Consider the following 20,295-nt stretch of genomic DNA (forward strand, 5'->3'; position numbering starts at 1 on the left):
AGTACTTGCCCGGTGGATGCTCGCCGGCTGTCCGGTGCCGCGTCGGCGCCCGTGGTTCAGCCGGGGAGCGAGAGTCCCTGGGACACCCGGATCGCGGAGGAGAGCAGTCCCTGCCGGACGTGGCTGCTGCGGTACATCCGGTCCGACCGGAAGGAGATCCCGAGGGACCCGACCTGATCGCCGCTGTACACGGGCACCGCGACGCAGGTGGTGCCGCGGACGTACTCCTCACGGTCCATGACGAGCGGCGCGGTCGACGAGGTGTCGAGCTCCTGGATGAGTTCCTGCCGGTGTGTGATGGTCCGGGGCGTGAGGCCGGTCAGGGAGTGCCGGGACAGGTAGTCGGCACGTGCCTCCGGGTCGAGTTCGCGCAGCACGCTCTTGCCCAGGGCGGTGGCGTGCCCGGCATCCTCGAAGCCCACCCAGAGGTCCACGCGAGGGGTCCGGGCGCTGTCGACTATCTCCATGATCCGGATCTCGCCGTCCACGTACAGGGTCAGGTAGACGGCTGCCGACAGATCGTTCCGCAGGGCGGTGAGAACGGGGCGGACACGGTTCAGCAGTCCCTGGCCGTCGCCTCCCGCGCCCGTCCCGGCCAGGGTGAACGTACCGTCGTCCAGCTCCCGCACGTACCCGTCCCGGGCCAGCCCGGGCAGCAGCTCACGGACCGTGACCAGCGGCAGCCCCGCATCGCGGGCCAGCTGCTCCGCGGTGGCCTCGTCCCCGTGCGCCCCCGCGGCCTCCAGCAGGCGAAGGGCACGCCTGACGGCCGCGACAGGCTCGGGGCGTGCGTGGTCAGCCATGCTCCCAAGCATCACCCGGGGACCCCGGAGCGGCAACGCGTCCCGGTCACGGAGCGGCCCGGGTGCCCCCGCGGGCGGGGAGGGCTCCGTGCGTCAGCCCGTGACGATCCCGGCGACGAGGTTGATGGTGGTGGCCAGGATGCTGGCGCCGAACACGTACGACAGCAGACAGTGCCGCAGGACGATCGCGCGGAGCGGGGAGCTCGACACGTTGGTGTCGGAGACCTGGTAGGTCATCCCGAGGTTGTAGCTGAAGTAGAGGAAGTCGATGTAGCGCGGCGGATCGTCGGAATTGAAGTCGATCCCGCCCCGCGGCGCCCGGTAGTAGAGGTACGCGTAGCGGGTGGCGTACATCAGGTGGAGTGCGGCCCATGCCATGAAGACACCGCACAGCGCCGTCGCGGCCGCCGCGTGGGTGAGGTCCGACCGGTCGACCAGGAGCAGCAGCACGATGCCGACCAGTCCGCACAGGGCGGAGCCGACGACGACGAGTTCCTCGACGACGGGGCGGAACTCCTCGCGCCGGGCGTTCCGATGGGTGGTGGCGGCGTCCATGGGCCACAGGACGAGCCAGCCCGCGACGACGAAGAGGGTCTCCACGGCGGCGATACCGGCGAGCAGGCCCAGCGGGACGGTGGTCAGCAGGGCGACGACCGCGCCGGTCGCCGCGCCGACGACCGCCGAACCGGCGAGCCGGGGAACGGCGGACAGCGGCAGCCGGTGGCTGATGGGCTTCACGATCGACCGCCTCGGTGGCTGCTCGGTGAGGTCTCCGGCGCCTCCCCTCGGACACGGACCCGCGCGGAGACCGGGAACGTCGTCCCGCTGGCAGTAGAACGTGATTCCGCGGCCGTCGCCACGGGGACGGGACCGGGGCGGTGGGGCACCGGCTGCCGGATGGCGCGGGTGGACCCCCCGGCATAGCCTGCCCGGGACCAGCGTTTTGTCACCCACCCCCCATGGTGGAAGGGCTGAGGAACTTGAGCGCGAACGGTGACGGCCGGCAGCCCCGGGAGCCCGAAGTGGGGCCCGCCCCGGACGAGGAGCCGAAGTTTCGCCCCTATCACCACCCCGCGGCCGGCTGGGGGGCGGCCAGGAGCGTGACCCAGTTCCTGGTCCGTGAGCGCGCACTGGTCGACGGCCCGCGGGCGATCATGCGGATGAACCACGAGAACGGCGGCTTCGACTGCCCCGGCTGCGCGTGGCCCGACGACACCAAGGGCCTGCATCTGGACATCTGCGAGAACGGCATCAAGCACGTCACCTGGGAGATGACCCGCAAGCGGGTCGGTCGCGAGTTCTTCGCCGCCCACTCGGTGACCGAGCTGGCCGGGTGGAGCGACTTCGAGCTGGAGAACCAGGGCCGGCTGACCGAACCGATGGTGTACGACCCCGAGTCGGACCACTACGTACCGGTCAGCTGGAAGGACGCGTTCGAGCTGGTCGGGACCGCCCTGCGCACTCTGGACCACCCGGATCAGGCGGCGTTCTACACCTCCGGGCGCCTCGGTAACGAGGCCACGTTCCTCTACCAGCTGATGGCCCGCGAACTGGGCACGAACAACCTGCCGGACTGTTCCAACATGTGCCACGAGGCGAGCGGCCGCGCCCTGACCGCGTCCCTGGGTACGGGGAAGGGGACCGTCGACCTCAAGGACTGGGAGTCCGCCGACGCGCTGTTCATCCTGGGGGTCAACGCCGCATCCAACGCTCCGCGGATGCTCACCGCCCTGGCCGAGGCCCACCGGCGCGGCGCCAGTATCGTGCACGTCAACCCCCTGGTCGAGGCCGCCGCCACCCGCACCATCGTCCCGCACGACTTCGTGGACATGGCCCTGTTCAAGCCGACCAGGACCAGCACCCTGAACCTCCAGGTGCGCATCGGCGGCGACATGGCGCTCCTGCGCGGCATGGCCAAGGCGATCCTCGAGCAGTCCGCGACCGATCCCAAGGCGCTGGACCAGGAGTTCATCGACCGGCACACCTCCGGTTTCGGGGAGTACCGCACGCGGTGCGAGGCCACCCCGTGGGAGGAGATCGAGACCCAGTCCGGACTGAGCCGCGCCGACATCCTCGAAGCGGCGCGCGTGTACCGCGAGGCCGACCGCTCCATCGTGAGCTGGTGCCTCGGACTCACCCAGCACGAACACGGCGTGGACACGGTCCGGGAGATCGTCAACCTGCTGCTGCTCCGCGGCAATCTGGGGCGCGAGGGCGCGGGCCCCTCCCCCGTGCGCGGACACAGCAACGTGCAGGGCAACCGCACGTGCGGCATCGACCACCGCCCCACCGACGCGTTCCTCGACCGGCTGGCGGAGGCCTGCGGCATCGAGCCGCCGCGCCGGCACGGTCTGGACACCGTGCGCACCATTCGGGCGATGCACAGCGGTGATGTGAAGGTGTTCGTCGCCATGGGCGGCAACTTCGCCCTCGCCGCACCCGACACCCCGTACACGTACGAGGCACTGCGCGCCTGCGACCTCACGGTCCAGGTGAGCACCAAACTGAACCGCAGCCACATCGTCCACGGCAGCCGGGCCCTGATCCTCCCCTGTCTCGGCCGGACCGAGAAGGACCATCAGCGCAAGGGGATCCAGAGCACGTCCGTCGAGGACTCGATGAGCATGGTCCACCTGTCGGTCGGGATGAAGCGTCCCGCCTCACCGCACCTGCTGTCCGAACCGGCCGTCGTCGCCGGCATGGCGCGCGCCGCGCTCCCCGACAGCGCGACGCCCTGGCAGTGGTACGTCGAGGACTACGACCGCATCCGGGACACCATGGCGCGGGCCCTCGACGGCTTCGAGGACTTCAACCGCCGGGTACGCCTCCCCCTCGGCTTCCGGATCAAGCAGCCCGCCCGTGAACTGGTCTTCCTCACGCCGTCGGGTCGCGCCGAGTTCTCCGCCGCCGCCCTGCCGGACATCGTTCCCGAGGCCGGCACCCTGGCCCTGGGCACCATGCGGTCCCACGACCAGTGGAACACCACCATCTACTCCGACAACGACCGCTACCGCGGCATCAAGAACCTGCGCACGCTCGTCTTCATGAACCGGGCCGACATGCGCGAACGCGGCATCGCCGATCTCGGTCCGGTCGACATCACGAGCATCGCGAAGGACGGCGGCCGGCGGTCCCTGAACGGCTATACCGCGATCCCGTACGACATCCCGCGCGGCTGCGCGGCCGGTTACATGCCGGAGATGAACGTGCTGTGCGCTCTGGGCGACTACAGCACCCAGAGCGATCAGCCGATCATGAAGCACGTCAAGGTGACCATCGGCCCCGCCGCGTGAACCGGCGGGGCCGGTCCGGCGCTACTCGGCCCGCACTTCGGTGTTCTGGCCGGCGTGCAGGAGCCAGCGCCCGTCGTCCTGCTTCGTCATGACGTAGAGCGGAGAGCCCTCCGAGGCGCCCTCCGGTGCGTGGTAGACCTGCCGGACCTTGACGGCCGCCACATCGGGGCGCAGGAACTGCGTGTGCGCGGCCTCGTAGGTGACCTCGCCGTCCCAGCTCGCCGCGGGCAGCACGGCGCGGGTGAACTCGGCGATCGCGTCGAAGCCGATCAGGACCTTGCCGTGGGCCGTCGTCCAGAGGGCGTCGGGGTGGAAGAGTGCGAGGAACCCCTCGACATCCTTGGCCCGCTGGGCCCTTTCGACCGTGCTGACGACCAGTTCGATGGCCTTGATGTCCGCGGTTTCGGTGGCAGTGGCTTCGGTGGCTGTGGTTTCGGTGTTCATGCAGATCACTCTGGGATCTCAAGCGGACTTGAGGTCAAGGCCCTTCAGTGAAGTCGTCCGGGCGGATCCGGCCGCGGTTCCCGCGGCTCGCCACCGGGCGGATCATTCAGGTTAGGCTAACCTGACTTCTCTGAACGGGGTGGACAGACATGAGACCGGTCGTCGTCAAGTTCGGCGGCAACGCCATGGTGGACGCGGGCCTGCAACGGCTCTTCGCCCAGGACGTCGTGGAGTTGTGGCACGCGGGCCTGCGGCCGGTCGTCGTGCACGGGGGCGGGCCGCAGATCAGCGCGATGCTCGACCGCCTCGGGCTGGAGACCCGCTTCGAGGCGGGCCTGCGGGTGACCACGCCCGAGACCATGGACGTGGTCCGCATGGTGCTGTCCGGCCGCGTCCAGCGGGAGCTGGTCGGCCAGATCAACGCCCATGGACCGTTCGCCGTCGGTATGACCGGCGAGGACGCGCACACGATGACGGCGGTGCGCAGACAGGCCCATGTGGACGGCCGCCCGGTGGACATCGGCCTCGTCGGGGACATCGTGGACGTGAATCCGGCCATGGTGCGCACCCTTTTGGCACAGGGGCACATCCCGGTGGTCTCCCCCGTCGCCCGCGGCGACGACGGACAGGTCTACAACGTCAACGCGGACCTCGCGGCATCGGCCCTGGCCGTGGCGCTCGACGCGGAACGGCTGGTCATGCTCACCGACGTGGCGGGGCTGTACGCGGACTGGCCGCACAGCACCGACGTGATCGAGCGCCTGACGGCCGACGAACTGGACGAGCTGCTGCCACGGTTGGCGAGCGGGATGCTGCCGAAGATGGAGGGCTGCCTGCGGGCCGTGCGCGGCGGTGTGCCCAGGGCGCAGGTGCTCGACGGCCGGGTGCCGCACGCGGTGCTGCGCGGCACGCTCGGCGAGAACAGCCCCGGCACCGCGGTGGTTCCGGGCGTCGCCGTCGCGCCCGGCGCCGGTCAGGACCGCGACCTGAGCACCGTGTGACACCCGGTCCGCGGGCGCGCCGCGGACCGGCCTGCGGCGTCAGGGGCGGGGCGCCACGGCCCCCCGCCGCTTCACACGGCCCTCGCGAGGATGCGTGCGTCGCGCCGCGGATCCAGTGAATCCGCCCAGGCCCGGGGCGCCAGCCGGGCAGCCGCGGGAGTGAATCCGTAGCGCTGGAACAGCCTTCCGCCGCCGGTCGTCGCGGTGAACAGCGCACCGAGGGACCGGGTGCGCGCCCGCGTCAGCGCGGTACGCAGCAGCACCGCGCCCACACCGCGTCCCTGCCGGTGCCCGGCCACACAGAAGTTGTACAGCACACCCGCGGGCACACCGCCCGCCGCCGGACCGGCCGGGTACACGCTCAGCCCCACGCATCCCTCGATCGCCCCTCCGGGGCCCACGGCCACCACGAAGTCGGCCGCACGGGCGGCGTAGAGCGGGACCGGCCGCTCCCGCAGCGCCCCCGAGCGCACGAAGGGCCGGGACAGGGCGGCGAGTTCGGCGGCGTCCTCCGCGCGGCCGAAGCGCACGGAGGAGGCAGGCACGCGGAGTGCGGGCAGATCGAGGGCGGGACTCGGCGTGGCCGTGGTCAACGCTTTCCTTCCTGGGTTCCACGAACGGACGGCACGGCGGACCGGGACTCCGGGCGCCCGGAGTGCGGGCGGCGGGGCGGTCCGGAAGAGGTCAGCCGTCCATGGACGCGGCGAGGGAACGCGGCCGCAGGTCCGTCCAGTTGGCCTCGACGAAGTCCAGGCACGCCTCCCGGGTGTTCTCCTCGAAGGCGACGGTCCAGCCTCCGGGCACCTCCGCGAAGGACGGCCACAGCGAGTGCTGGCCCTCACCGTTCACCAGGACCAGGAACCGGCCTTCGGGATCGTCGAACGGGTTGGTGCTCATGGTGTCAGTACCTCCTTGGGTCCGACGGGCCGGTGGCGGCCGCGCCGGGCGTGTCCAGCGTGCATGGAAGGAGAGGCCGAGCTTAGGTTAGGCTCCCCTAATCGAATGGAGCTTAGCCTTTTCTCCGCCCCTCTCACAAGGAGACGTTCATGCCCCCGGCCGCTACCGAGAACGCCTTCGCCGCGTTCGGCCTGCCCGGCGCACCCGGGTCCGACGAGTTCTGGGCGGCGGCGCGGACACCCGCGTCGGTGCCGGCCGACGACGGCGGCTGGGTGACCCTGTTTCTCTGGCGCGGCTCCCCCGCGACCCTCGGCTTCGAGAGCTGGTCGCCGGAGATCCCTCTGCACCGATGGGACCGCACCGACTGCTGGTACGCGGAGGTGCCCATGCCCGAACGGCTGCGGGTGACCTACCAGTTCCTCGTGGACGGCACGGCGTACGCCGACCCGTTCAACCCGGCCGGCGCAGGCCTGGACCGCTCCATCGCCGCGACCCCGGACGCGCCCGACCAGCCGCACTGGCCCCTGGTCGGTGCCGACGACGTGCTGCCCGTGCCGGACACCCGGCTGCGCTGGGCCAGTGAACGGCTCGGCGGGCGGCGCACCGTGCGCGTCCACCCTGTGGGCGGCGGCGGACCCGTGGTACTGCTGCTCGACGGGGACGACTGGCTGTACCTGCACCCGGCGACGGCCGCCTTCGACTCGGCCGTGGCGGCCGGCGACCTGCCCCCCGTCACGCTCGTCTTCCTGCCGGCCAAGGACCGGGCGGGCGAGTTCACGTGCCGCCCCGCGCTGTGGGAGGCGGTCCGGGACGAACTGCTGCCCCTGGTGGCGGAGTCCGGTGTGCCCGCCGACCCGGACCGGCTGGTGGTCGCCGGGCAGAGCCTGGGCGGTCTGAGCGCGCTGTACGCGGCGCTGGAGTTCCCGGAGCTGGTCTCGCGCGTCGCCTGCCAGTCGGGGTCGTTCTGGTGGAGCCCCGGCGTGGGCGACCTGCCGGACCCCTTCGCCGGCCCGACGGGCGGCACCGTCGCCGCACGGCTGCGGGAGCGCCCCGACCTGTCCGGTCTGCGGATCGCGTTCGACGTGGGGGAACACGAGACCCGGATGCTCCCCCACTGCGAGCCGGTCGAGGCCCTGACCGAGCAGGCCGGGGCGACGGTCCGGATCTCCCGGTCGGCCGCCGGCCACGACCGCGCCGGCTGGCGGCACCCGCTGCTCAGGGATGTCGCCTGGGCCCTGGGTTAACCGCCGCCCGGCGTCGGGGCGGTCAGCGGGCCACCGCGAGGCAGTACGCCTCGTCGGTGGCCAGCAGGTTGCGATGGGTGTCCTCGGCCGCGATGACCCCGTCGGCCAGGACGAGGACCCGGTCGGCCGCGTCCAGGACGGCCGGGCTGCTGGTGAACACCACGGTGGTCCGGCCCCGGCGCACCTTCGCGATGTTGCGCGCGATGAGCTGCTCGGTGACCGCGTCGACGGCCGTGGTCGGGTCGTGCAGCACCAGGACGTCGGAGTCGGCGGCCAGGGCGCGGGCCAGGGAGAGCCGTTGACGCTGCCCGCCCGACAGGTTGGCCCCGCGGTCGCGGACGCCGTGGTCGAGCCCTTCGCGGTGCAGGGCGACGACATCGGTCAGCATGGACGCCTCGACGGCCTCGGGAAGCATCCGGCTGGTCCCGGACGGGTCGATGTTCGTACGGAGGGTGCCGGCGAAGATCTCCGCGTCGTACGGGTTCACCAGCATGAGCTCGCGGACCGCCTCGACCGACAGCCCGGCGAGCTCCTGCCCGCCGATCCGTACCGCACCCTCGTAGTCGTCCGGCGGGACGTTCACCGCGAGGATCGACGCGAAGTCGGCCGCCGCACGCGGCTGGTAGGCCGCGACCGCCACGAACTCCCCTGCTGCGACCCGCATCTTGAGCCCGGCCAGCGCCCCGTACCGGACACCGTCGATCTCCAGGTCCCCGCCCGCCGACGGGCGTTCCGGTCCGGGCGTCGTCACCGGCGGCGCCGCGAGGACCAGCGCCATCCGCTCGGCCGACGCGCGCGCCATCATCACGTACTTCGGCATCTCCGAGAACATCTTGAGCGGTTCCATGATGAACTGCGCGAGCCCCACGGCCATCACGAGGGCGCCGATGGAGATCTGGCCGTCGAAGGCCAGCCAGCCCGCTGTCAGCGTCACGGCGGCGGCGAGGACCGCGTTCAGGGCCAGTGCGGCGCCGGCGTACACACCGTTCACCCGGGCGACGGTGACCGCCTGCTGCTTCGCCTCGGTGCTGACCTTGCGGTAGGACACGAACGCCGCGTGGTTCCCGCCGAAGCCGTGCAGCGGGCGCAGGCCGGAGATCAGGTCGGCGACCTTGGCGCCCGCCCGGGCCACGCGGGCCTGCTGCTCCTGGGTACTGGCGCCGATCCGCTTGGACATCACGCTCAGGATCGACAGGATCACGACGGTTCCGACAATCACCAGCAGCCCCAGCCGGACGTCCGCCAGGCCCAGCGCGACCGCCGCGACCAGCACCGCGACCAGCGAGCTGATCAGCAGCGGGACCACCTCGATGATGTCCGCGGTCGAGTCGGCGTCCTCGGTGGCGATGGTCAGCACCTCGCCCGACTTCAGGTCGACGTCCCGGTCCACGGGCTGGAGTCCGCACTCCGCGACCTGCACCCGCCAGCGGTGCGCCTCGGTCGTGTTGGCCTTCTGCAGCACCCGCATCCCGAACCGCCACGACAGCGACACGGTGGTGATGATCACCGCCAGTGCGCCGATCGCGAGCCCCAGCGAACCGGGGCTCCGGTCCTGCAGCGTGTACTCGACGATCAGGCCGAGCGCGATCGGGAACGAGGTCTCGCCCGCCTGGTACAGGCCCATGAGGACGGTGCCCCAGACCATCGCGCCGACGTTGCGGCGCAGCGCGGTCCGCAGGATGGCGGCGCCCCGGCGGGGCGGCTGGGTGTCAGGAGTTTTCATCGAGGTGACCGGCAATCGCTTCGGGGGTTCGCAGGGTGAGCAGGTCACGGATCGTGATCACCGGACCGTACTCCCGGCGGAGCAGCCCGATCAGACGCACCGCCACCATGGAGTGTCCGCCGAGGGACACGAAATCACTCACCGCGCTCACCTCGTCGTCGTCCAGGTCCAGTGCTTCGGCGAAGAACTCGCACACCGTGATCTCGGTTTCGGTCTCCGGCGCGCGCTCCGTCCCGGTGGTCAGCACGCCGAGCGGCCTGGCCTCCGGCAGCGCCTTGGTGTCAGCCTTCCCGTTCACGGTGAGCGGGATGCCGGCGACCTCGGCGTAGTGCGTCGGGCGCAGGAAGTCGGGGAGCGCGGCGCCCACCTCGGCGGCGACGGCCGCCAGGTCGGACGATCCGTCCAGCACCAGGTAGGCGGCCAGCCGGTACGCCCCGTCGACCTGCGGGTCGGGCTGGGCGACGGCGGCGGCGAACCGCACCGCCGGGTGGGCCGCGAACGCGGCCTCGACCTCGCCCGGTTCGACCCGGTGGCCGCGGATCTTCACCTGCTGGTCGGTGCGGCCGAGGTACATCAGGTTGCCGTCGGGCCGCCTGACCACCAGGTCGCCGGTGCGGTACATGCGCTCGCCGGGTCCGCCGAACGGGCACGCGACGAACCGGTGCGCCGTCTGGGCGGGCTGTCCGAGGTAGCCGCGCGCGATGCCGACGCCCGATACGTACAGCTCGCCCGGGACCCCGTCCGGCAGGGGCCGCAGCCACGGGTCCAGGACGTACACCTCGGTGTTGTCGATCGCGACGCCCACCACCGGGTCCTGGCATTCGAAGGTGCCGACGCCGAGCGTGTTGATGGTGTACTCGGTGGGTCCGTACAGGTTGTACCCTGCCGTGCCCTCGGTCTCCGCGAGCCGCTGCCACAGCGCCGGGGTGACGGCCTCTCCGCCCAGCAGCACCAGTGCGGGCCGCCGTGCGGGGTCGTCGAGCAGTCCTTCCGCCACCAGTTGCTGGGCGTAGGTCGGCGTCACGTTGACGACGTCGATCCCGTGCTCCAGGCAGTACGCGACCAGCCGGGGCGCGTCCCGGCGCAGTTCCTCGTCGCAGATGTGCACCTCGTGGCCGTCGGCGAGCCAGAGCAGTTCCTCCCACGACATGTCGAAGGCGAACGACACGGTGTGGGCGATCCGGAAGACCCGGTGGCCGTGGTCGGCGAGGACCGGCTCGAAGATCCGGCGCTGGTGGTTGATCAGCATGTTGGTCAGCCCGGCGTACTCGGTCACCACGCCCTTGGGCTTCCCGGTCGAGCCGGAGGTGAAGATCGTGTACGCGGGATGGCGCAGCCGGTCCGGGTCGTCCGGTGCGAACGTGGTGTACGGCTCCGCCTCGGGCAGCGGGCGGTCGAGTTCGATCAGGTCGCCGGTGAGCCGCGGCGACACGGCGCTCACGGTGAGGATCACGTCGGGGCGGGCGGCGTCCACGATCGCGGCGATCCGCTCGTCCGGGTGGTCCAGCTCCAGCGGCACGTACGCGGCGCCGACGCGCAGCACGGCGAACAGCGCCACGATGGAGTCGAGGGAGCGCGGGATCGCGAGACCCACGGTCGTCTCGGGTCCGATGCCGCGCCGGGCGAGCACGCCCGCCACCGCGCGGCTGCGCTCCTGGAGTCCGGCGAAGGTCATGACCGAGCCCTGGGCGACGAGGGCGGTCCGCTGCGGGTCGCGGTCGGCCGCCGTGTCGAAGCGGTCGACGACGGTGTCCGTGCCGATATCCGTCCGCACGCCCGGCTCGGGCCTGGGGCCCGGCCCCGGAAGGGCCGCGAGCGGGCCGGTCGACCTGGCCAGGTCCTCCAGGACGCGCAGATAGTCGTCGAGGAGCCGGCGGGCGCCCGCGGGGTCGTCGTCGCGGTGTTCCAGCTTGACCGTGAGCCGGTCGCCGGGCGTGACGACCCAGGTGAACGGGTAGTGGGTCGAGTCGTCGGACTTCACCGAGGTGATGCCGTGCCTGCTGTTCATGGCGGCGAACGCGTCCATGTCCAGGAAGTTCTGGAGCACGAACAGGTTGTCGAACAGGCTGTCGTGGCCGCTGGCCCGCTGGATCTCGCCGAGCCCGAGGTGCTCGTGCTCCATCGCGTCGACGCGGGCCGTCTGGACGGCCGTCAGGTACTCCCGGACCGTGTGTTCAGGCCGGGCCCGCGTCCACATGGGCACGGTGTTGAGCAGCACGCCGACGATGCCGGACAGCCCTTCGCCCTCCCGGCCCGAGACGGTCACGCCGAACACCGCGTCGCTGCGGCCCGTGTGCGCGCCGAGCAGGAGGCCGAAGGCCCCGGTCAGCACCGAGTTCAGCGTGACGCCGTGCACCCGGGCCGCTTCGCGCAGCAGGTCGGACAGCTCGGCGGACATCGTGTGGACGAGGGCGCGCGGCAGGTCGTCCGAGACGGCCGGCTGCGGGCCGGCGAGCAGCGTCGGGCCGGTCAGCCCGTGCAGGTGCTCCGCCCAGAAGCGTTCCGACACGGCGGAGTCCCTGGCGGCGAGCGTCCGGGCGTAGTCCTCGAAGCCCGGGGTGAGCGGGGTCGCGTCGAGGGTCTCGCCGGCGACGACCGCCCGGTAGGCGTCGAACAGGTCGCGCAGCAGGATCTCGCGGGACCAGCCGTCCCACAGCAGCAGGTGGTAGCTCAGCAGCAGGCTGTCCCGGCCGTCGGGCAGCCGCACCACGGTCAGTCTGATCAGGGGCGGCTCACCGGGGTCGAATCCGGTGTCGCGGTCCCTGGCGCGCAGGGCGTCGGCCTCCGCCTCCGTTTCCAGGTGGACGGTGCGGACGCCGACCCGCCGGCCCGCCTTGAGGACCTGGACCGGGTTTCCGCGGTCGTCGGTGGTGAAGCCGGCGCCGACGACCGGGTGCCGGGCGATGACGTACGCCATCGCGTCGGCGAGCGCGTCGGTGTCCAGGCGCCGGTCGAAGGTGAAGTAGCTCTGCGCGACGTAGTGTCCGGCCGTGCCCGCCAGCTGGGCCTGGAAGTACAGGCCGCGCTGGAGGGGGGTGACCGGTGCGGTGCGCTCGGCCGTCGTGGCGGCGTCGGCGATGTGTTCCAGGGCGCCGAGCCAGTGCTCCGCCAGCTCGTCACCGATGCCGTCGGCGAGGGTGAAGGCCGCGTGCAGGCTGCCGGTGGCCTCGTCGGTCCACGCGTTGACCTCGACGGCGTACGGGCTGCCCTCGTCTGCGCCGGTGATCCGCGGTGCCTGGGACTCGCCGCCCCGGCCGAGGTAGTTGAACAGCACCTGGGGGCGGGCGGTGAGCAGCGGGGCCGTCTGCGGGTTGAGGTAGCGGAGCCCGCCGTAGGCGAGGTGTCCGTCCTCGTCCGGCTGGCGTGCGGCCAGTTCGCGGGCGGCCTCGACCGGGTCGGTGTGTGCCGTGAGCCGGACGGGCGCGATGGCGGTGAACCAGCCGACGGTGCGGGTGTAGTCGTGGTCTTCGCGTGCCGGGACGCGGCCGTGCCGCTCCAGCTCGATCGCGAGGTCGGTGGGGGCCGGCTGGACGTGGGTCAGCGCGGTGCGGAGCGCTCCGCACAGCAATTCGGTGAGGCCGACACCGAGTACGGCGGGTGCGGTACGGGTCACCCGGTCGCTCACCTCGGGCGGGAGCACCACGGTGGTCTCGCGCAGGCTCCCGACGGCGGGCAGCAGCGCGGGGGCCCCGAGGGTGGTGAGCCAGTCCCCCAGGCCCTCGGCCGTCCCGGCGGACCGGGCGCTCAGTGCCTCGGCGTACTCGGCGTAGGACGTGGTCGGCGGCGGCAGGGGCGTGCCGGCGATTGCGGTGGCCAGGTCGTCGAGCAGGACCAGCCAGGACACCGCGTCGACGGCGAGGTGGTGGACGGTGACCACCAGGGTGCGGCTCGCCGCCAGCCAGCTGAACGCGATGACGTCGCCGGCCTCGGGATCGAGGCGCCCGGCGGCGTCGTTCGCCGCGGCCGCCGCGTCGGCCGGGTCCGCGGGGACGACGGTGACCTCGCGGCGGGGTCCGGTGCGCAGGGCCCAGACGCCGTGCTGGACGTCCAGCTTCAGCCGGAGGACCGGGTGCGCGGCCACGACGGCGTTCGCGGCGCGTTCGATGTCGGCGAACCCGGCGTCGTCGGGCACCACCCACGTCCTGGCCTGGGCGAACCGGGCGAGCGATCCGCCCAGTTCGCGCCGGCGCAGCATGATCGGCGTCGGGATCAGCGGACCGTCCTCGGGGCGGACGGGCCCGGGTGCGGCGGCCCGCGGCGTCCGTGTCTCCACCTGCGCGGCGAGTGCGCGCGGGGTCTTGAACAGGAAGACGTCCCGCGGCGCGATCGACAGTCCGAGCGCCCTGGCCCGGTTGATGACGGTGATGGCGAGGATGCTGTCGCCGCCCGCCATGAAGAAGTCGGTGTCGGCGTCCGCGTCGGAGCCGGGCAGCGTGGCGGCGAAGATACCGGTCAGCGCGTCGAGCGCGGAGCCGGTCGCGGCCACCGGGACGACGTCGTGCGCGGCGTGCTCGGTCAGTGCCTTGCGGTCCAGCTTGCCGTTGACCGTCAGCGGCAGCGCGTCGACGCCGCGCACCTGCCCCGGCACCATGTGCACGGGCAGCTTCGCGGCCAGCAGTCCGGTGAGGTCCCCGGGCACCCGGCCCACGACGTGTGCGATCAGGTGGTCCCCGCTGTCCGCCGCGGTGACGGCCACGTCGACGACGCCGTCGAGTTCCCTGATCGCGGACTCCACCTCACCGAGCTCGATGCGGAATCCCTTGAGCTGGACCTGGTCGTCGGCGCGGCCGGCGAACTCCAGCTCACCGTCGAGCGTACGGCGGGCGAGATCGCCCGTGTGGTACATCCGGGAGCCGTCGTCCGCGAACGGGTTCGCGACGAACCGGCCGGCGGTGAGGCCCGGCCTGCCGAGGTAGCCGAGCGACAACTGGTCGCCCGCGACGTAGATGGCGCCGATCCGGCCGGGCGGCACCGGACGCAGCCGGTCGTCCAGGAGATAGGTGTCGAGACCGGGGATCGGGCCGCCGATCGGGCTGACGTCGGCGTCGGCGCCGAAGTCGTCGTCGGTGAGCACCCGGTGGGTGACGTGGACGGTGGTCTCGGTGATGCCGTACATGTTGACCAGCTCGGGCGATGCGGTGCCGTACCGCTCGGCCCAGCCGCGCAGCCTCACGGGATCGAGCGCCTCGCCGCCGAAGATGATCCGGCGCAGCGCGGTGGCCGGTTCACCGGCGTGCCGGTCGGCCTCGATGAACTGGTAGAACGCCGAAGGTGTCTGGTTGAGGACGGTCACCCCGCGCTCGCGGACCAGCCGGTGGAAGTCGACCGGGGACCGGGTCAGTCCGTAGTCGGGCACCAGCAGTTCGGCGCCGTGGACCAGCGCGCCCCACAGCTCCCAGACGGCGAAGTCGAAGGAGTACGAGTGGAACTGGACCCACACGTCGTCGGGGCCGAACCCCATGGCGGGCCGGGTGTTGGCCAGCAGGGTCACCACGGCGGAGTGCGGGACGACGACGCCCTTGGGGCGTCCGGTGGATCCGGATGTGTAGATGACGTACGCGGGATCGTGCGGGCGGGCCCCGGGGTGGGCGGTGTCCGGCGCCGGCTCGTCCGCCCGCGGCAGTTCCTCGCCGAGCACGAGCACCCGGGCCCGCACTCCCGCCCGGCTCAGGAGCCCGGTGAAGCGGTCCTTCTGCTCACGGCTCACGAGCACGACCTGCGGGGCGGCGTCGGTGAGGATGTACTCAAGACGGTCGTCGGGGTACGCCAGGTCCAGTGGTACGTAGGCGCCGCCCGCGGTGACGATGGCGACGAGGGCGGAGACCTGCTCCAGCGAACGCGGGACGGCGACGGCGACACGCCGGCCGGGTCCGACACCGGCTGACCGCAGGAGCGCGGCCAGTTCGTCCTTGGCCGCGGCCAGTTCGCCGTAGGTCAGGGACCTGGTACCGCCGTCGAGTCCGCACTGGGTGACGGCGGTTGCTGCCGGGGCACGGCCGGCGGCGGCGTCGAACAGTGCGCCCAGGGTCGTCGGTGCGAAGGCCTCGGGGCGCCGTTCCTGCTCGGCGGCCAGTTCCCCGACGAGGGCATCCGGCCGGGTGAGCAGTGCGGTGAGGGTGCGGGTGAAGGTGTGCAGGATCGCCTCCGCGCTCGGCTCCCGCAGCAGCGCGCCGTCGTAGATCAGGTTGAAGCGCGGGCGGCCGTCGGGGGCGCGCTCCACCACAAGTGTCAGCGGGTAGTGCGGGGCGCCCTCGTTGACGATGCCGGTGACGGCCAGTTCGTCGTCGGGCCCGCGCAGCGCGGCCACGTCGGTCGCGACGTCGAACACCACCAGAGTGTCGAACCGGGCGTCGGCGCCCGTCTGCCGGCCGATCCTCGCCAGCGAGACGTGCTGGTGGGGCAGCACCGCGCTCTGGTGCTCCCGTACCGAGGCCAGCAGTCCGGCCGCGGTCGTGGTGGCCGCCCAACGGGCGCGTACGGGGATCGTGTTGATGAACAGACCCACCATGTCCGCGATACCGGGGACGTCCGCGTCGCGGCCGGACACGGTGGAGCCGAACACGACGTCGTCGCCGTGCAGGATGCCGCCGAGCGTCACCGCCCAGGCGCTGTGCACGGCCACGCTCAGGGGCACACCGGCCGACCGTACGGCCGTGTCGATGTCGTCGGCCGGCTCCACGGCGGTGTCGGCGAACCGGTCGGACGGGGTGTGTCCCTCCGCGACCAGCGACGGGCCGGGCAGTCCGGCGAGCTCACCGCTCCACACGCGGTCGCTCTCGGCGTCGTCGCGGCCGGCGAGCCAGTGCACGTAGTCGGCGAACCCGCCGAGGCGGTATCCGGTGCCCGGCCGGTGGTACTCGGCCAGCAGGGTGCGGAGCATCGGCGGCACCGACCAGCCGTCGGCGATGATGTGGTGCACGGTCTGCACCAGCACGTCGCGGCCGTCGCCCCTGCGGACGAGCGTGTACCGCATCAGCGGTCCGGTGGCCAGGTCGAATCCGGCGCGGCGGTCGCGCTCGGCGTACGCGCGGATCTCCTCGTCGGTGATGCCGGGGCGGTCCAGGACGGTGAACGGGGCCTCGGCACCGCTCTCCAGCACGGAGACCACCCGGCCGTCGGCGAGCGCCACGAAACGGGCGGCCAGGTTCGGGTACAGGGCGAGCAGCCGGGTCGCCGCCGCGCCGAGCCGGCCCGGGTCCGCCTCGCCGTCGAGGGTCAGCAGCTGCTGCTCGACATAGCTGCCCGCCGACTCGTCGTCGAAGACCGAGTGGAAGTACAGGCCCTCCTGCAAGGGAGTGAGCGGCAGGATGTCCCGCAGTCCGGGGCCATCCAGCGTGTCGACGTCGTCCTGGGTGAGCGGCACCAGGGGGAAGTCGCTGGGCGAGTGGCCGCCCTCGTCGAGCGCGGCCAGTCCGGCCAGCGCTCCTTGCAGGTACCCGCCGATCACCGTGATGTCGGCGTCGGTGAACATGCCGTCGGGCCACGAGATGGTGGTGACCAGTTCGTAGGTGCCGGCCGCCGCGGGTTCGGCGATGAGGTTGAACTCCAGGGCGCGCGGCAGGCGCATCCTCGGGTCGCGCTTCTCGCCCAGCTGCCCGGTGGCGCCCGCGGGCTGCCAGTCCGCCGAGGTGCCCGAGTCGAAGCGGCCCAGGTAGTTGAAGAGCACCTGGGGTGCGGGCGCGTCGAAGCGGGTGTCGGCGAGGTGGCGCAGCGCGCCGTAGGAGAGACCGTTGCTGGGGACCCGGGAGAGGTCCTCCTTGACCGCCTTGAGCGCGGCGGCCAGGTACGCGGGCGAGGTGAGGTCGGCCGCCGGTCCGGGGTCGACGGTCACCGGGAAGAGCGTGGTGAACCAGCCCACGGTACGGGACAGTTCGGGCTCGAAGCCGGCGGCGTCCGCCACGAAGCGTCCTTCGCGGCCGTGGCCCTCCAGCTCGATGTGCGCGAACGTCTGGTCCTGGCCGAGGTCGCGCCGCCAGCGCGCGAGGGCGACGGCGAGCGCGGTGAGCAGCACGTCGTTGACGCCCGCGTGGAACTTCGCGGGGATCTCGCCCAGCAGCGCAGCGGTGATCTCGGGGCCGACCGAGAGGGTGCGCTCCCGTTCCTTGGCGACGGTGTCGGATGCGGACAGCGGGCGGCGGCCCACCGGCCCGTCCGCTCCGGGCAGGGCGCGGCCGAAGTAGGAGCGGTCCGCGTCGAATCCGGCGCGCCCGAGAAGTTCCGTCCAGCGCCGGAACGACGTGCCCACCGGGGGCAGTTCGACCGGTGCGCCGGCGGTGCACTGCCGCCAGGCCGTGGCCAGGTCGTCCATCAGGACGCGCCAGGACACCCCGTCGACCACCACGTGGTGGACGACCAGGACCAGTTGGCGTGCCTCGCTGCGCCAGACGGCGCGCAGCATCACGCCGTTGTCCGGGTCGAGCGCCTCGGTGGCGAGCTCGACGCATGCGTCGAGCGGCAGGTCACTCTCCTGCCACCGGGCGACGGCGCCGTCCGCCTCGGGGATGTCGAAGCCCCAGCGGTCGCCGCGCACGAGCCTGGCGCGCAGCATGTCGTGCCGCGCGACCAGCGCGGTGAGCATCCGGTCCAGGGTGCCGGCGGTGAGCTCCGCCGGGGTGTTCAGGACCACGGACTGCACGAAGCCGTCGACGGCGTCCGTGGTTCCGCCGAGCCACTGCACGATGGGCGAGCCGACGACCGATCCGGTCGCCACGTCGTCGTCCTCGACCGGTGCCACGTCGTCGCGGCTCGCGACCGCCGCGAGGGCGCCCAGGACGCTGTGGGTGAAGATCTGGCGGGCCGTGACATAGAGGCCGGCCTCGCGCAACGCGCTCAGCAGGGAGATCGCCAGGATGCTGTCTCCGCCGAGCCGGAAGAAGTCCTGGTCGACACCCACCTCGTCCACGCGGAGCACCGCGGCGACGGCCGCGCAGACCACGCGCTCGTCGTCGGTGGTGGGGGCGACGACGGGCCCGGCCGAGAGCACCGGCTCCGGCAGCGCGGCCCGGTCGATCTTGCCGTTCGCGGTGAGCGGGAACTCCTTCATCACGACGGTGTGGGCGGGCACCATGTACTCCACCATGTGCGCGCCGGCCCAGGCCCTGACGTCGTCCGCGCGCAGTTCCCCGCTCCCGGCGGCGGGGATCACGTAGCCGACGAGGTAGGTACCCCCGGCCGAGTTCTTCTTCGCGACGACACAGCTGTGCCGTACGCCGGGGTGCTCGGCCAGACCCGCCTCGACGTCCTCGATCTCCAGGCGCATGCCGCGGATCTTGATCTGGTTGTCGGCCCGGCCGAGGAAGTCCAGCGAGCCGTCCGGGGCGAACCGGGCCAGGTCGCCGGTGCGGTAGAGCCGGGAGCCGTCGGCGGCGAAGGGGTTCGCCACGAACCGGGAGGCGGTGAGGCCGGCCGCGTTGACGTAGCCGCGTCCCAGCAGGAAGCCGCCCACGTACAGCTCGCCGCCGACCCCGACCGGGACCGGGCGCAGCTCGTCGTCCAGGACGTACAGCTGGGTGTTGGGGTTGGCCTTGCCGATCGAGGTCGACAGGCGTTCGGCGGCGCCCCGGTAGATGACGTGCGAGACGCCGATCGTCGTCTCGGCGGGGCCGTAGCCGTGGTACATGGGGATGTCGAGGCGGGTGCGGAAGCGCTCGTAGAGCTCGGGGGTCAGGACCTCGCCGCCGCACCACACGTGCCGCAGGCTGTCCAGCCGCCCGGACTCCCCCGCGATCTCCAGCAGGACGTCCAGCATGGACGACACCAGGTAGGTGAAGGTGACGCGCTGCCCGGCTATCACGCTCAGCAGGTGGTGCGGGTCGCGTTCGCCGCCGGGCCGCAGGACCACCAGCCGGCCGCCGCAGACCAGGGGCAGGAAGATCTCGTTGATGGAGATGTCGAAGGACAGCGGCGCCTTGAACAGTGACGCGTCGTCGTGACCGAAGCCGAGGATCTCGCGGGACTGCCACAACAGGCGTTCGCTGATGGCCTCGTGACGGATCATCGCGCCCTTGGGGCGGCCGGTCGAGCCGGAGGTGAAGATCACGTACGCCAGGGCGGGGCCGGGCACGACGACCTCGGGGGCCTCGGCGGGCTCGGCGGCGAACCGCCAGTCGCCGAGGTCGACGGCCACGGCGTCCGGTTCGCCCGGGGCGCACTCGCCCGATGCATTGAGCTGGAGCACGACGCGGGCGTCCTCGACGACGACCGCGCGGCGCGCGGCGGGCCACTGCGGGTCGAGGGGGACGAACGCGCAGCCGGCCTGGAGCACGCCGAGCAGGGCGATGACCATGTCGGCGGAGCGGCCCAGCGAGATGCCGACGACCTGCTCGGCGGCGAGTCCGCCGCGGGTCAGGTGGTGGGCCAGCTGGGCGGAGAGCTCGGCCGCCTGACGGTAGGTCAGTGACCGGTGTTCGTCGACGATCGCGACGGCGTCCGGCCGGGTCCTCGCCTGTTCGCGGAACATCTCCACGACGGTCGGGCGCTCCCGCCCGGCCTCGGTGTCGTTCCAGCGGGCCAGCGTCTCGACGCGTTCGGCGGCGCCGGACGGGCCGATGGTTCCGAGCGGCCGGTCGGGGAAGTCGGCGAGGTCGTCCAGGGCGCGCTGCGCATCGGCGGCCGGGACGCCTTCGGGGACGGCGATGGTCCGGCCGTCCGCGCCGGCCTCCCAGCCGGCGGGTGCGCGGCCGCCGTTGTCGGCCCAGCCGAGCACGTCGGCGAACAGGGTGGCGGGGGTGAGTTCTATGCCGTCGGGGCTCCGGCCGGTCGCCCAGTAGGACAGGCCGATGGCGCACGCCTCGGCGAGGGTCCGGTCCTCGTAGTCACCGGTGCGCCTGCGCAGACCGGCCAGGCCCGCGGCAGAGAGCAGTGCGAGGCGAGCGCCCGTTTCCAACATCG

10 protein-coding genes are annotated in these 20,295 nt (G+C 72.4%); 3 read left to right on the forward strand and 7 right to left on the reverse strand.

The genetic code is table 11. From position 1 onward, the window contains the following. Positions 1-56 precede the first annotated feature (56 nt). Positions 57-803: an IclR family transcriptional regulator gene (locus OG408_RS04035; protein WP_266775463.1), complete on the reverse strand. Its 747-nt coding sequence runs from the start codon at positions 801-803 to the stop codon at positions 57-59. A 93-nt stretch (positions 804-896) separates the two neighbouring features. Further along, positions 897-1,532 (reverse strand): DUF1345 domain-containing protein, encoded by a 636-nt coding sequence (locus OG408_RS04040; RefSeq protein ID WP_266785949.1) that lies wholly within the window; start codon positions 1,530-1,532, stop codon positions 897-899. Positions 1,533-1,762: 230 nt separating this feature from the next. Between OG408_RS04040 and OG408_RS04045 the strand changes: the two genes are divergently transcribed. Then, on the forward strand, positions 1,763-4,096 hold the full coding sequence (locus OG408_RS04045; RefSeq protein WP_326668245.1) for an FdhF/YdeP family oxidoreductase: 2,334 nt from the start codon (positions 1,763-1,765) through the stop codon (positions 4,094-4,096). 21 nt (positions 4,097-4,117) lie between these two features. Here the strand turns inward: OG408_RS04045 and OG408_RS04050 are convergent, their stop codons facing one another. Then, positions 4,118-4,540, reverse strand: a complete 423-nt coding sequence (locus tag OG408_RS04050) for an SgcJ/EcaC family oxidoreductase (protein ID WP_326668247.1) — start codon at positions 4,538-4,540, stop codon at positions 4,118-4,120. A 149-nt stretch (positions 4,541-4,689) separates the two neighbouring features. On the opposite strand from OG408_RS04050, the gene argB reads away from it, so the two are divergent. Next, positions 4,690-5,541, forward strand: a complete 852-nt coding sequence (gene argB, locus OG408_RS04055; protein WP_266775467.1) for an acetylglutamate kinase — start codon at positions 4,690-4,692, stop codon at positions 5,539-5,541. A gap of 71 nt (positions 5,542-5,612) precedes the next feature. On the opposite strand, the gene OG408_RS04060 is transcribed toward argB, so the two are convergent. Both OG408_RS04060 and OG408_RS04065 read right to left on the reverse strand, forming a co-directional pair. Beyond that, entirely contained in the window at positions 5,613-6,134 is a 522-nt protein-coding gene (locus OG408_RS04060) for a GNAT family N-acetyltransferase (protein WP_326668249.1), read from the reverse strand. 91 nt (positions 6,135-6,225) lie between these two features. Then, a complete protein-coding gene (locus OG408_RS04065; protein WP_266775471.1) occupies positions 6,226-6,438 on the reverse strand; it encodes an MbtH family protein in 213 nt (70 codons plus the stop codon). A gap of 149 nt (positions 6,439-6,587) precedes the next feature. Between OG408_RS04065 and OG408_RS04070 the strand changes: the two genes are divergently transcribed. Next, positions 6,588-7,682: an alpha/beta hydrolase-fold protein gene (locus OG408_RS04070; RefSeq protein WP_266775473.1), complete on the forward strand. Its 1,095-nt coding sequence runs from the start codon at positions 6,588-6,590 to the stop codon at positions 7,680-7,682. A 22-nt stretch (positions 7,683-7,704) separates the two neighbouring features. Here OG408_RS04070 and OG408_RS04075 read toward each other — a convergent pair whose 3' ends face one another. Continuing rightward, on the reverse strand, positions 7,705-9,405 hold the full coding sequence (locus tag OG408_RS04075) for an ABC transporter ATP-binding protein (RefSeq protein ID WP_326668252.1): 1,701 nt from the start codon (positions 9,403-9,405) through the stop codon (positions 7,705-7,707). Further along, positions 9,392-20,293 (reverse strand): non-ribosomal peptide synthetase, encoded by a 10,902-nt coding sequence (locus OG408_RS04080; protein WP_326668254.1) that lies wholly within the window; start codon positions 20,291-20,293, stop codon positions 9,392-9,394. The genes OG408_RS04075 and OG408_RS04080 overlap by 14 nt, the downstream gene beginning before the upstream one ends. Positions 20,294-20,295: the final 2 nt, after the last annotated feature.

It is taken from the genome of Streptomyces sp. NBC_01257 (assembly GCF_035917255.1).
Lineage (GTDB): Bacteria > Actinomycetota > Actinomycetes > Streptomycetales > Streptomycetaceae > Streptomyces.

Excerpts from the sequence above, each read along its gene's own strand:
- argB (WP_266775467.1), top strand. The coding sequence starts at position 4,690 with ATGAGACCGGTCGTCGTCAAGTTCGGCGGCAACGCCATGGTGGACGCG.
- OG408_RS04050 (WP_326668247.1), bottom strand. The coding sequence starts at position 4,540 with ATGAACACCGAAACCACAGCCACCGAAGCCACTGCCACCGAAACCGCG.
- OG408_RS04045 (WP_326668245.1), top strand. The coding sequence starts at position 1,763 with ATGGTGGAAGGGCTGAGGAACTTGAGCGCGAACGGTGACGGCCGGCAG.
- OG408_RS04035 (WP_266775463.1), bottom strand. The coding sequence starts at position 803 with ATGGCTGACCACGCACGCCCCGAGCCTGTCGCGGCCGTCAGGCGTGCC.
- OG408_RS04080 (WP_326668254.1), bottom strand. The coding sequence starts at position 20,293 with ATGTTGGAAACGGGCGCTCGCCTCGCACTGCTCTCTGCCGCGGGCCTG.
- OG408_RS04075 (WP_326668252.1), bottom strand. The coding sequence starts at position 9,405 with ATGAAAACTCCTGACACCCAGCCGCCCCGCCGGGGCGCCGCCATCCTG.
- OG408_RS04070 (WP_266775473.1), top strand. The coding sequence starts at position 6,588 with ATGCCCCCGGCCGCTACCGAGAACGCCTTCGCCGCGTTCGGCCTGCCC.
- OG408_RS04065 (WP_266775471.1), bottom strand. The coding sequence starts at position 6,438 with ATGAGCACCAACCCGTTCGACGATCCCGAAGGCCGGTTCCTGGTCCTG.